Genomic DNA, 12212 nt, shown 5'->3' with positions numbered 1-12212 from the left:
ACATCGGGCATAACTTCAACGGATCGGAGATATAAATGGACACACCAGGACAATCCGGCGAAGTCCTCAAACACTTAGAACGGCATCTGGGCACAGTGCACAAAGTGGAGTCCGCCAAGTCGTCGAAGGAAAACAGAGGCTATGACCTGATTTTTTTTCACAACGATGAGCCGCCGATCAGCACCGTCGTCACAAACGGATTGCGCTTTCAGTCGATCACTTCGATGCTTCCTGAAGAACTTGTCTGTACGCTGTGGGACGGACAGGAGCACATCGCTCATTATCTCGTGGATTCCACTGCTTCTATGCTTCTCCGAGGTGGGTGCAGCCTCGATTATGGCATGGTTATCGAGAACAAGCAGCCTATCGTCAGCAACACTGAAATCCAGGCTATCCTCGCACATCCGAGCCCGTATTTTGGAAACACTTTTGACCTCTTTCCAAACACCAACGAGCCCACACTGCAAATGATCTCCCTTATCCCGATCACTTTAGCAGAGGCCGCATTCGTCAAGAAGGAAGGCCCCGAAGCATTGTTTGAGCGTTTCCGCGAGAACCGGGCGAACATCCTTGATGTACGTCGTCCCTCAGTGGTTTAAGCTCACCCACCCCAACCGATTGTCACCATTGGAAAGTTGAATCGGGCTCGTCTCCTAGACTGATCATCCCCATGGAGCCTGTAGGAAGTGACCACAGGGTGCTTCAGCCGTGTGGAGTGTAACCATGTGATGGTTTTGCCACAGCTCTTTGAGGGAGGGTTAAGATGGAGACGTTGATAATCAAAGGGGGCCGACCGCTGAAAGGAAATGTTTCCGTAAGCGGGGCCAAAAATAGTGCTGTCGCCCTGATTCCTGCTGCCCTTTTGGCGGAATCGACCACTGTGATTGAAAATCTACCCACGATTCGCGATGTACATGTGTATGAAACGATACTGGCAGAGTTAGGGGCGGTGGTGGAGAGACGCAGGAATGAGATGCACATCGATGCTGCCGCTTTAACTAACATTCCACTTCCAAATGGGAAGATCAAACAATTGCGCGCTTCTTATTACTTGATGGGAGCCCTTTTGGGTCGCTTTGGGAAAGCGATGATTGGATTACCCGGCGGTTGTAGCTTGGGACCACGGCCGATTGACCAACATCTCAAAGGCTTTGTCGCTTTGGGGGCTCAGGTTGAGCAGCGGGAAGGCGCCATTTACCTATCCGCTCCCAACCTGAAAGGCGCGCGTATCTATTTGGATGTGGTTAGTGTCGGTGCCACCATCAATATCATGTTGGCAGCTGCACGGGCGGAAGGAACTACTGTGATTGAAAACGCGGCCAAAGAGCCGGAGATCATCGATGTAGCCACCTTGCTCTCTTCCATGGGCGCCCGTATCAAAGGAGCCGGTACCGATGTGATCCGCATACAGGGAACACAGGAGCTGACGGGATGTCGCCACTCCATCATCCCTGACCGCATTGAGGCAGGTACTTATATGATCGCCGCTGCAGCCACCAAAGGGCATGTAAGGGTGGAGAATGTGATCCCAAAGCATCTGGAACCGGTCACAGCCAAACTGCGGGAAATGGGTGTGCACGTGAAAGAATACGATGAAGCCCTGCAGGTGAGAGGGGTGGATTCAACCCGTAAGCTCGACATCAAAACCTTGCCCTACCCCGGTTTTCCCACTGATCTACAACAACCCTTTACCGCTCTGTTGACCCAGGCGGAGGGTACCAGTCTGGTAACGGATAATATCTATTCATCGCGGTTTAAACATGTGGATGAATTGTGCCGAATGGGAGCCACCATCCGGGTGGAAGGGAGAACTGCCGTCATCCTGGGAAGTACCCCTTTGATCGGTTCGGAGGTTAGGGCCAGCGACCTGCGGGCGGGGGCGGCGCTGGTAGTCGCCGGGTTAATCGCGGAAAAGGTAACCCGGATCACCGGAGTGGAACTGATTGATCGCGGATATGAGAATTTAGAGGAGAAACTATCTCTGCTCGGAGGCCACATTTGGCGGGAGTAAGCAGGGGAGTGGTCAGATATTGTTGAGGGGTGCAATCTTCCTCCTTGCCGTTTTTATGTACGTACCGGTTTGTTGATTTAACATATATCTTTAACAAATAGTAAAAGCCACAGACGCAAAAATCCCATCCTCCCTCCAATATGCGAATCAACAAGCTCCACGCACAACCGCTAAAAATAGTGTAACATATAAACGGAAATATGTTACCTTATTGTTGAGCATCAAACGGAATAAACGGCAGGAGGGGAATGGATCATGGAACGCAGTTTAACGATGGAGTTGGTAAGGGTGACGGAGGCTGCTGCAGTCGCTTCCGGCCGTTGGATGGGATTTGGGAAAAAGGATGAAGCCGATGAAGCGGCCACTTCCGCGATGCGCAAGGTGTTTGACACCATCCCGATGCGAGGAACGGTTGTGATCGGCGAAGGTGAGATGGACGAAGCGCCGATGTTGTATATCGGCGAACGGCTGGGGTTGGGTTATCTGCCGGAAGTGGATGTGGCTGTCGATCCGTTGGAAGGGACCAACATTGTAGCCAAGGGATTATGGAACGCCCTGTCGGTGGTGGCGATTGCCGAGAGGGGAAACTTGTTGCATGCTCCTGATATGTATATGGACAAATTGGCTGTCGGTCCAAAAGCGGTGGGGCATGTGGATATCGAAGCCCCTGTAAAAGATAATCTGCTTGCAGTTGCAAAAGCTTTAGGCAAAGATGTAAACGACCTGGTCGTGGTGGTGCTGGATCGCCCGCGCCATGCAGGCATCATTGAAGAAGTACGCCGTGCAGGTGCCCGCATCAAACTAATCCCTGACGGGGATGTGGCGGCTGCTGTCAATACCGCCTTTCCCGATACGGGTGTCGATTTATTGCTCGGTTCTGGCGGTGCACCAGAAGGGGTGCTGGCTGCGGTTGCACTCAAGTGCTTAGGTGGGGAAATCCAAGGAAAATTGCTACCAGAGGATGAAGAGCAATACCATCGCTGTCAGGATATGGGGATTGGTGATCCTGCTCGCATCCTGACGATGGATGATTTGGTAAAAGGGGATGACGCCATTTTTGCCGCTACCGGCGTCACGGATGGAGAGTTGTTGCGCGGCGTTCGCTATAACGGGACAGTTGCCACGACCCATTCAATTGTGATGCGAGCCAAGACGGGAACGGTTCGCTTTATCGACGGCAAACACCGCTTGGAGAAAAAACCCCACTTGGTATTGGAATAAGGGAGCGCGGTTGCGGGCAGGATGGGTAAAGCCCGCTTTTTAACCGCGATCATCAATTAGGAAAGAACGTGTGGTGAAGACATGGAAATTTCATTGAGTGATCTGGAACACAAGCGTTTAACCGATTTGTATAAGCTGGCAAAAGAATATCACATTCCTTACTACAGCCAATTAAAGAAAAAAGAACTGATCTTTGCCATTTTAAAAGCGAAAGCGGAACAAGCAGGGCTCCTCTTTATGGAGGGAGTGCTGGATATCCTACCGGAAGGATATGGGTTTCTTCGACCCATCAACTTTCTACCTTCCTCAGAAGATATCTATATCTCCGCCTCGCAAATTCGCCGCTTTGATCTGCGTCAAGGGGATTTAGTCTCAGGCAAGGTTCGGCCTCCCAAGGAGAATGAGCGTTATTTCGGCCTTCTCCATGTGGAAGCGGTTAATGGTCAAGATCCCAATTCCGCTGCAGAGCGCCTTCATTTCCCTGCGCTCACTCCTCTGCACCCCCAGGAACGCCTCACGCTGGAGAACGATCCCAAACAGCTTTCGACCCGGATTATGGACTTGGTTGCACCTGTCGGTTTGGGGCAACGCGGATTGATTGTGGCTCAGCCCAAAGCCGGAAAAACCATGCTGTTAAAGGAGATCGCCAACAGTATTACCGCCAACTATCCTCAGATCGAACTATTTGTCCTTTTAATCGATGAACGACCGGAGGAAGTGACGGATATGCAACGATCCGTCAATGGAGAGGTGGTTAGCTCCACTTTTGATGAAATGCCGGAGAACCACATTAAAGTGGCGGAGTTGGTCTTGCAGCGGGCGGAGCGTCTGGTGGAACATAAACGGGATGTGGTGATCCTGCTGGATAGCATTACACGTTTGGCACGGGCATACAACTTGGTGATCCCGCCTAGCGGCCGAACATTGTCCGGTGGTATCGACCCCGCCGCTTTTTATCGACCGAAGCGCTTCTTTGGGGCGGCTCGCAACATCGAGGAGGGGGGCAGCCTTACGATTTTGGCGACAGCGTTGGTAGATACGGGTTCCCGCATGGACGATGTGATCTACGAAGAATTTAAAGGCACTGGTAACCTTGAACTACACCTGGATCGTAAATTGGCCGAGCGCCGCATTTTCCCAGCGATCGATATTCGTCGCTCCGGGACCCGGCGCGAGGAGCTGTTGTTGACACAGGAAGAGTTGGATAAATTATGGGCACTCCGCAAATCTCTAAACGACGGCACCGAATATACTGATGCTTTTTTGCGTAAGCTGTCTCATACCCGTAACAACCAAGAGTTTTTGGCCACTCTGGAAGCCCCCTCGCACCGTTCGTCGACAGCATAATCCACCGCTGTCCCTTATCGGCAGATTCCTCTTTTTCGCATATAATTTTATCCACCCGCATAGAATGGGGCAGGGAAAAGATATCGTCCTCGATCCCAATCTAATTGTGAGGTGGTGTAATGACAAAGAACAGCAATAAATGGGCGCTGACTTCTTTGTCGGTTTGCACAGCATCCGCTTCGTTTGTCGTAGGTGGACCCCATGGAACGGTCCAGGCCGAGGAACCCGCCGTAAAGCCTCGCTCCCCCGATTGGCAAAAAGAACGGGTAGCCCAACAAGTGGTATATCAATACTTAAATCCAATTTCTGCGGTAACGGAAGGCAACCTAGCGGTAGAGAAGGAAGAAAAACCGTTGATGGTGGAAGTGGAGCCAGGGGATACCCTATATGCTATTGGGCAGCAATATGGGGTTTCCGCTGAAACATTGACCACCTATAACAGTGTTGCCGATCCCCATACACTCCAAGTGGGTCAAAAAGTAAAGGTTCCCGTGGTGATGGAGCGGATCCGGGTAAAGGAAGAAGATACGCTTACATCGATTGCAGAGAAGTATGATGTGGAAAAAAACGTGCTCATTGAAGCCAATCCGGATCTGAAGCTGACGGAAGATCTCTATATTGGTCAGGTGCTGGTGGTTCCGCAAGCATTTGAGCCGAAACAGCCAAAACCAGTGCAAGCGGCGACAGCACCGAAAAAAGGACAAACCACTCTTTCCTCAGCTAGCGTAAGCGTAGACAACCAGCAGAGTAGCGGCTTTCAGTGGCCGGCGAGAGGGCAGATTACCAGCGGCTACGGCTGGCGCAACGGTAGCATGCATACCGGAATCGACATTGCGAACCCTCAGGGAGAAAACAACCTGATCAAATCGTCCAAGGGCGGAACTGTAATTCAATCCGGTTATTCCGGCGGTTACGGAAATTTGGTGGTGGTAGACCATGGTGACGGTTGGACCACTTATTATGCCCATTTGAGCCGGATTATCGTCGGCAAAGGACAAAAAGTAGGCCAGGGCGGTGGATTGGGATATATGGGTACTACCGGTAATTCAACCGGTGTGCATCTCCATTTTGAAGTACGCAAAAATGACCAACCGATCAATCCGTTAAATGTTCTTCCTTGAACTGCGGCACTTATTTCGTTCATTTCTGGAAAACAATCCTGTTCCCGCTTCTTGCGCCATATACTCGAGCATGTTATAATGTTCAAGTGTTTGCATGAAGCGAGTCTGGTACGGACCAGATGGAAAAGAGGTGAGGTTTGATGAAAGCGGCGATTCATCCCGAGTACAAAAAAACCACTGTTACCTGCGCATGTGGCAATACGTTTGAGACCGGGTCGACCAAGGAGAACCTGCGCGTGGATATCTGCTCCGCATGCCATCCCTTTTTCACCGGGAAACAAAAATTTGTTAGCGCAGGCGGTCGTGTGGATCGATTTAAGAAAAAATACAACCTGTGATTGAGATAGATCGCGGAAAAAGAAAAAAGCAGGCAAGCGAGGAACGCCATTCGCTTGCCTGTTCGCCTTTTTAAAACCATATCAGGGGGAGGAAAACACCCACATGAATCCGATGCATCGAGACGGGTGGATCGAAGTCATCTGCGGGGGAATGTTTTCTGGAAAGAGCGAAGAGTTGATCCGGCGAATTCGTCGGGCTCGCATCGCCAAACAGGAAGTGATGGTATTTAAACCTCGCATTGATGATCGTTATCGGCAAGGCGCGATCACTTCTCACAACGGGATACATACGGAAGCGACAGCGATTGATCATGCCACTGAAATCATGGATATTGTAAAATCCGGCATCGATGTGGTTGCAGTTGATGAGGTGCAATTTTTAGACGATTCCGTCGTGGAAGTAGCCCAACATTTGGCGAATCGCGGTCTACGGGTGATTTGCGCAGGGCTGGATCAGGACTTCCGCGGGCGTCCCTTTGGTCCGACACCGGTATTGTTGGCTGTCGCCGAATATGTGACCAAATTGCATGCGATTTGCCTGCGATGTGGAGGGGCGGCCAGCCGTACCCAGCGCTTAATCGACGGTCGCGCGGCGGCTGAAGATGAGCCGATCATTCAAGTGGGGGCGCACGAACAATATGAAGCCCGTTGTCGCCATTGTCATGAGGTGCCGCAACGGGAAACATTGCCGCAGAGTTTTTCCCCTTCTTGACACAAACTAAGGCGTGTCTGGTTATTGGAGCTTTTGCTTGAGGAGTGAAGGAGGTCCGGTGAAAGGTTCTTGTTGACGGATGCTCATCGGATCTTACTCCAATTACGGAATTGATCAGACACAGCCTAGTGTCAGGGAGGTGTTTTCTTTTTGTTCCTTCGTTGGCTTAAGGGGGTTGGTGTGGTTGTAGCGGTCTGTTGTCTATCCGTGGCCTGTTCTTCTTCCAACCAAGGGATGGACTATGATCGCACAACTGACCGTACCACCTATCGGTACGAAAAAAACACCTACCGCTATCTTCGGGATGATGGACAATTTGGTGTGCGAAACGCCAATCCCGGCCTGGCAGTGGGAGAATGGGATAATCCTTCCATTCCCCCCAAAGGGAATGATCGACAGCGGATTCGTCAATCGGCGATGACGATTGACGGGGTGCAAGATGCGGACGTTCAGATCTTTGGTGGCCATGTAGCAGTCAAAGTGAGGCCGCAAGCCAGTTTTCCGAGCTCCCGTTATGAAGAGTTGCAGGAAAAAGTACTGCGACGAATCAGTTATGAGATGCCCCGTTATGAAGTCCGCGTTCGCGTCGGTTTAAGCAAATGGAATCCGTTGAATTACTTGACTCCCAACAAAAATGCCGGGTAACAAAAAAGCTGGAGCCCGATCGCGGCTCCAGCTTTTTTGATCTCTGTGAACGGGATAATCCTCGGTTTTCGCTAAAGGAGAGATCGAATATCAGTCAAGAGATCGGGGCGTTTCTTCGAGTATGTCAACCGGCCATCGATGCCAAGACGCCTAAAGTCATATTGTAAGTGGCATGAACGATCATGGCGGTTGAGGTATTGTGACGCATACGAATCAGACCCAATGCCAATCCGACACAAAAGACGACCAGGGTGGAAAGACTTAAACCGTAATTACTGTGAACAAACGCAAATAGAACGGATGTCAGCAACAAACCAAAGCGGGGCTGCATCGCACCGCGAAAGAGGGCTTCTTCACCCAAAGCGGCGGAAAGTCCCAGTGTGAGAATGCCTAAGACAGAGCCAAACAGTGGAGAAAGCAATTGATCGGTCAACTGTTCCACATTGGGATCGAGCGGAAAGCCCAACCATGTAGCCACATAACTGAGCACATTGGCAAAAACGACCAAACCGAATCCCATCACAATACCAAGAACCCACTGGACGCCGCTGGGTCGCACAAGACCTAAGCGTTGACAAACTTCTCGCCAATTTCGGCGCGTCAGCCACCCCACACCGATCAGAGCGATGATGAAAAATGTAATCTGCTGTGTCCACAGCGAGGGAATGATATTTTTTTGAGCTCCATCGGTGTTGGTCAAGGCTTCAAGGCCGATCGCCATCGTGATAAAAAAGTTAATCCAAATAATCATGGTCGCAACCAGTGCAAATGTGTGCACAGCATTGCTGGGGTCAAGGGGTAAGGGCTTCATAAGACCCCGGCGGATAATCGGAATTTGCAACAAGATTCCGATCAGTGCAGGAATCGTTAAGCCGAGCCCGATTGGAACCATACTTTCTATGAAATTGGCCGTTACTCCACTCATACCCGCTAAATCACCGTTGGAAGCGGAACCTGTCAACAAACCGAAGAGGGTTAGGACTGCTCCTACGATAAACAATAAGCTAAAGGAGATAGCTACCAATATATGGGTGGTGATGGTCCATCCGAGACCCCCATTTCCTTCTGGGTTCTGCTCACGGCCCCGCTGTGCCAGGTTAGCGAACAACAGCAACAGCAGCATGGGCAACAACATCATGATGACTGAAATAATTTCCAATAAGGTTTCAATCGGTCCTGATATCATATGATTTCTCCTTATTACAGAGGAATTGTATTTTTTATTATTGGTTGATTCGATTTTACCACTTTGACCCTAAACTGCCTACAGGAATATGTGGCTCTCTTTTCCCGGGAAATTCCTCTGCTTTTTTGACGCTTTTGTCGTGGTCGCCTATAATAGTACTGTTATCCAGTCCATCCTGGTTGTATGTCTGGCGCCGATGGAAAAGAGAGCGGGAGTGAAGCAGTGTGCTGGAGCGTTTGGAATCCATACGGGAACGTTATGAAGAGCTGAATCGATTGTTAAGCGATCCAAACGTAATTGCGAATACGGATCATTTACGAAAATATTCGAAAGAACAAGCGGATCTCGAGCCGAAGTATCAGGCTTATGTCGAATACAAAAGCGTTGTACAGCAGCTCAAGGAAGCGAAGGAGATGCAGGCGGAGGAATCCGATCCGGAGCTGTTGGAGATGGTGAAAGCGGAGCTGGATGAATTAAACGAAAAAAAAGAAGAACTGGAAGAGCAGTTAAAAGTACTGTTGCTGCCGAAAGATCCCAATGACGATAAAAATGTGATTGTCGAAGTGAGGGGAGCCGCCGGTGGTGAAGAAGCGGCTTTGTTTGCGGCTAGTTTGTACCGGATGTATACTCGTTATAGCGAACGGTGTGGGTGGAAAGCGGAAATTATGGAGGTCAACACAACCGGATTAGGCGGGTTTAAGGAAGTAGTGTTTGCGGTAAAAGGGCGGGGGGCTTTTAGTCGCTTAAAGTATGAGAGCGGAGCCCATCGGGTACAACGGGTGCCTACGACAGAGTCCGGTGGCCGTATCCACACCTCGACCGCCACTGTGGCTGTGTTGCCGGAGGCAGAGGAAGTAGAAGTGGAAATCCTGGATAAAGATTTACGCATCGATACGTTTTGCTCCAGCGGGCCCGGCGGGCAAAGTGTAAACACCACTCAATCCGCAGTACGTATCACTCATTTACCCAGCGGAATTGTGGTCTCCTGTCAGGATGAAAAATCCCAGATCAAAAACAAGGAAAAAGCGATGCGGGTTTTGCGGACGCGCTTGCTGGATAAGATAAGACAGGAAGAGAACGCCAAAGTGGCAGACGCACGAAAAAGCCAGGTTGGCACAGGGGATCGAAGCGAACGGATCCGCACCTACAATTTCCCACAAAGTCGTGTAACCGATCACCGCATCGGCTTGACGTTACACAAGTTGGATCTGGTATTGGACGGAGAACTGGATGATATTATCGACGCCTTAACGCTGCAAGAGCAATCTGAGCTGCTGCGAGCGGATGGAATGGAATAAACGAGGGTACACCTGGGGAAAACCCGGGTATTTTTATGAAGCGGGAGGTGGCGAGTTGAACGAGGAGCAGCCAACCCTCAACCAATTATTTCGCCAGTTTAGCCGACGATTGGAGCGGGCGGGAGTGGAAAGCCCCTTATTTGCAGCGGAATTTATTTTACGATCGGTGTTGAAATGGGATCGTACCCGCTTCTTCACAAATATACACTCCTCGATGCCGGATTCCCTTCGGGCACAAGCGGAGGAATGGTTACACGCTCACTGTGACGGTGTTCCGCTACAATATTTGAGCGGGGAGCAGGAGTTTTTCGGTCGTCGGTATCGGGTTAATTCCTCGGTATTGATTCCACGACCGGAAACCGAAGGATTGGTGGAAGCGGTATTGACTGCAGCGGATGCATTCTGGGGGGATCGCCCCCTACAGGTCGCTGATCTCGGTTGCGGAAGTGGGGCCGTCGCGGTTACTTTGGCTGCGGAACGCCCCCATTGGCAAGTGATTGCAGTGGATCTCTCGCCACATGCATTGGCACTGGCTCGCCGTAATGCAGAAATACATGGTGTAGCGGAGCGGATTCAGTTTCGGCGTGGGGATTGGTTGCAACCGCTTTTGCAGACAGAGAGCCAAATTGATATCCTCGTCTCCAACCCTCCCTATATCCCGACGGATGAGATAAAAGGGTTAGAAAAAGGAGTCAAAGAGTATGAGCCGCGTCTGGCGTTGGATGGGGGGATGGACGGATTAAACCCCTACCGATCCATTGCAAAGGGGATGGAACAAGTGCTCACCTCAAGGGCTTTGGTTGCTTTTGAGGTGGGAATGGGACAAGGGGAAGACGTTGTGGCGATTGTTAAGCGTTTGTGGCGTGCCGATATTGATACGCGCATTCTTTTGGATCTGGCGGGAAAGGATCGGATTGTGCTTGCTTCCAACCAGCGCTTACCGGAATCCTTACGAAAAAAGGGTTAAATCGATTGCTGCTTGTCCATACTGGTGGATAGAACCGTTTAGGAGGTTTATCCATGAAGGTTTGGACTTATTTGTCTTTAATGGGGATGGCGCTCTTATCTTTCGTTTGGATGGGGATGACGGATGGTGGAACGCCACAGGAGCAAGCAGTCTTGGCGGTTGAAGCACAGCAGCAAGAAGACGCAATTCCAGAGCGGGCGATTCGGTTGCGGATTTTAGCCAACAGCGATTCTAGCGAGGATCAAGCCCTTAAGCGGAAAGTACGCGACGCTGTCATCCAGGAGATAGACCAATGGTCGCAAAAACCGCGTTCAATCGATAAAGCGCGCAAGGCGATCAAAGAGAAAACCCCTCAACTGAAGCGTTTGGCGGAAGAGACATTACAAGCCAACGGTTCCGATCAAAGTGTTGATGTCACATTTGGTATGGTACCTTTTCCTACCAAATTATACGGCGATCAGATTTATCCCGCTGGAGAGTATGAAGCACTTTTAATTACCTTGGGTGAAGGAAAAGGAGACAACTGGTGGTGTGTGTTGTTTCCACCGTTGTGCTTTGTCGATATGAGCAACGGCGATGCCCTGCCCCGCTCGGAATCCACCCTGTCGGCGCAGGCGGTAGCAGCGGACCAAGCTTTCGCTTCTCCTCGCAAGACGGCTCAATCGGAGCCAAAAGAAGTAGAAGTACGCTGGTTTCTACTGGACTCGCTGGAGGATTTTTTTGGATCCTTGTTTGGTCGATGATCTAATCCCAACCCGTCATGTGGACGGGTTTTTGTTCTTTTTTCCATTCCTCGGACATAGGGTAAGAACAATATGAATCTTGTCCGGGGGTGTTTTTTATGTTTGCAGTACGAAAAGCAACAATAGCGGATGTCGATTGGATTACGGGTGTCTTGCAAAATGCCAATATTAACGATCAAGGAGTGGACAAGCATCTGGATCGATTTTTGGTTGTGGAGGATCCGCTGAAGCCTGGTACACGGGTGGGAACGGTAGGGATGGAGGTATACGGGGATCAAGGGTTATTACGATCTTTTGTTATGGAGAGTCAATCGTGGAACGCCGCCGCAGGGTTAGAATTGATCGGTGTTGTTCTCGCCCATACCCGTCGCTTGGGTTTGCGGAATGTTTATTTGATAACGGGAATTGCCCAGCCGATTTTTGAACATTTTGGTTTCCAATCCGTTGATTGGGATGAGATACCGGAGGAGATACGTCAGTCCGATCACGCCTTTCGCGCGAAGCGGGAGGGTGGAGTAGCGATGGTACATCGGTGTTCTTCCTAAATCGCGGCAGCCCTGTGGTATGATACAGGTGTTGCAGCGGATTAAGGGAAAGGACGAAGACGGATGGACACCAGACGT

Annotated in this window: 13 protein-coding genes; 12 read left to right on the top strand and 1 reads right to left on the bottom strand. The window is 50.6% G+C overall.

From position 1 onward, the window contains the following. The first annotated feature begins 35 nt into the window (after positions 1 to 35). The 8 genes from C8J48_RS15165 to C8J48_RS15130 all read left to right on the top strand — a co-directional run bounded on the left by C8J48_RS15165 (position 36) and on the right by C8J48_RS15130 (position 7395). Positions 36 to 599 carry a suppressor of fused domain protein gene (locus C8J48_RS15165; RefSeq protein ID WP_107728085.1) on the top strand — a complete coding sequence of 188 codons (564 nt, stop codon included), beginning with the start codon at positions 36 to 38 and terminating at the stop codon, positions 597 to 599. Positions 600 to 763: 164 nt separating this feature from the next. After that, the gene (locus tag C8J48_RS15160) at positions 764 to 2011 is read left to right on the top strand and encodes a UDP-N-acetylglucosamine 1-carboxyvinyltransferase (protein ID WP_107728084.1); all 1248 of its coding nucleotides are present in this window, start codon (positions 764 to 766) and stop codon (positions 2009 to 2011) included. 255 nt (positions 2012 to 2266) lie between these two features. After that, a complete protein-coding gene (gene glpX / locus C8J48_RS15155) occupies positions 2267 to 3232 on the top strand; it encodes a class II fructose-bisphosphatase (RefSeq protein ID WP_107728083.1) in 966 nt (321 codons plus the stop codon). A gap of 81 nt (positions 3233 to 3313) precedes the next feature. After that, positions 3314 to 4579: a transcription termination factor Rho gene (rho, locus tag C8J48_RS15150; RefSeq protein ID WP_107728082.1), complete on the top strand. Its 1266-nt coding sequence runs from the start codon at positions 3314 to 3316 to the stop codon at positions 4577 to 4579. 119 nt (positions 4580 to 4698) lie between these two features. Further along, positions 4699 to 5700 carry a M23 family metallopeptidase gene (locus tag C8J48_RS15145; protein WP_107728081.1) on the top strand — a complete coding sequence of 334 codons (1002 nt, stop codon included), beginning with the start codon at positions 4699 to 4701 and terminating at the stop codon, positions 5698 to 5700. 140 nt (positions 5701 to 5840) lie between these two features. Beyond that, complete coding sequence (gene rpmE / locus C8J48_RS15140) at positions 5841 to 6038, top strand: 50S ribosomal protein L31 (RefSeq protein WP_107728080.1); 198 nt, start codon at positions 5841 to 5843, stop codon at positions 6036 to 6038. Positions 6039 to 6141: 103 nt separating this feature from the next. After that, complete coding sequence (locus C8J48_RS15135) at positions 6142 to 6750, top strand: thymidine kinase (protein WP_107728079.1); 609 nt, start codon at positions 6142 to 6144, stop codon at positions 6748 to 6750. A 150-nt stretch (positions 6751 to 6900) separates the two neighbouring features. Next, complete coding sequence (locus tag C8J48_RS15130) at positions 6901 to 7395, top strand: hypothetical protein (RefSeq protein WP_146160514.1); 495 nt, start codon at positions 6901 to 6903, stop codon at positions 7393 to 7395. A 124-nt stretch (positions 7396 to 7519) separates the two neighbouring features. Here C8J48_RS15130 and C8J48_RS15125 read toward each other — a convergent pair whose 3' ends face one another. After that, positions 7520 to 8581 carry a CPBP family intramembrane glutamic endopeptidase gene (locus C8J48_RS15125; RefSeq protein WP_107728077.1) on the bottom strand — a complete coding sequence of 354 codons (1062 nt, stop codon included), beginning with the start codon at positions 8579 to 8581 and terminating at the stop codon, positions 7520 to 7522. Positions 8582 to 8805: 224 nt separating this feature from the next. On the opposite strand from C8J48_RS15125, the gene prfA reads away from it, so the two are divergent. From prfA to C8J48_RS15105, 4 genes are all read left to right on the top strand, one after another. Then, positions 8806 to 9879 (top strand): peptide chain release factor 1, encoded by a 1074-nt coding sequence (gene prfA / locus C8J48_RS15120; RefSeq protein WP_107728076.1) that lies wholly within the window; start codon positions 8806 to 8808, stop codon positions 9877 to 9879. Between the two features lie 55 nt (positions 9880 to 9934). Then, complete coding sequence (gene prmC / locus C8J48_RS15115; protein ID WP_245891244.1) at positions 9935 to 10846, top strand: peptide chain release factor N(5)-glutamine methyltransferase; 912 nt, start codon at positions 9935 to 9937, stop codon at positions 10844 to 10846. 53 nt (positions 10847 to 10899) lie between these two features. Continuing rightward, the gene (gene spoIIR / locus C8J48_RS15110) at positions 10900 to 11589 is read left to right on the top strand and encodes a stage II sporulation protein R (protein ID WP_107728074.1); all 690 of its coding nucleotides are present in this window, start codon (positions 10900 to 10902) and stop codon (positions 11587 to 11589) included. A gap of 98 nt (positions 11590 to 11687) precedes the next feature. Further along, entirely contained in the window at positions 11688 to 12134 is a 447-nt protein-coding gene (locus C8J48_RS15105; protein WP_107728073.1) for a GNAT family N-acetyltransferase, read from the top strand. The last annotated feature ends 78 nt before the right edge of the window (positions 12135 to 12212 follow it).

It is taken from the genome of Desmospora activa DSM 45169, from assembly GCF_003046315.1.
Lineage (GTDB): Bacteria > Bacillota > Bacilli > Thermoactinomycetales > DSM-45169 > Desmospora > Desmospora activa.
Note: the sequence above shows the minus strand (reverse complement) of the source record. Positions and strands in the feature narration are given on the sequence as shown.

What these genes read in the sequence shown, in the direction of transcription:
- C8J48_RS15165 (WP_107728085.1), top strand. Translation starts at nt 36, where the DNA reads ATGGACACACCAGGACAATCCGGCGAAGTCCTCAAACACTTAGAACGG.
- C8J48_RS15160 (WP_107728084.1), top strand. Translation starts at nt 764, where the DNA reads ATGGAGACGTTGATAATCAAAGGGGGCCGACCGCTGAAAGGAAATGTT.
- glpX (WP_107728083.1), top strand. Translation starts at nt 2,267, where the DNA reads ATGGAACGCAGTTTAACGATGGAGTTGGTAAGGGTGACGGAGGCTGCT.
- rho (WP_107728082.1), top strand. Translation starts at nt 3,314, where the DNA reads ATGGAAATTTCATTGAGTGATCTGGAACACAAGCGTTTAACCGATTTG.
- C8J48_RS15145 (WP_107728081.1), top strand. Translation starts at nt 4,699, where the DNA reads ATGACAAAGAACAGCAATAAATGGGCGCTGACTTCTTTGTCGGTTTGC.
- rpmE (WP_107728080.1), top strand. Translation starts at nt 5,841, where the DNA reads ATGAAAGCGGCGATTCATCCCGAGTACAAAAAAACCACTGTTACCTGC.
- C8J48_RS15135 (WP_107728079.1), top strand. Translation starts at nt 6,142, where the DNA reads ATGAATCCGATGCATCGAGACGGGTGGATCGAAGTCATCTGCGGGGGA.
- C8J48_RS15125 (WP_107728077.1), bottom strand. Translation starts at nt 8,581, where the DNA reads ATGATATCAGGACCGATTGAAACCTTATTGGAAATTATTTCAGTCATC.
- spoIIR (WP_107728074.1), top strand. Translation starts at nt 10,900, where the DNA reads ATGAAGGTTTGGACTTATTTGTCTTTAATGGGGATGGCGCTCTTATCT.
- C8J48_RS15105 (WP_107728073.1), top strand. Translation starts at nt 11,688, where the DNA reads ATGTTTGCAGTACGAAAAGCAACAATAGCGGATGTCGATTGGATTACG.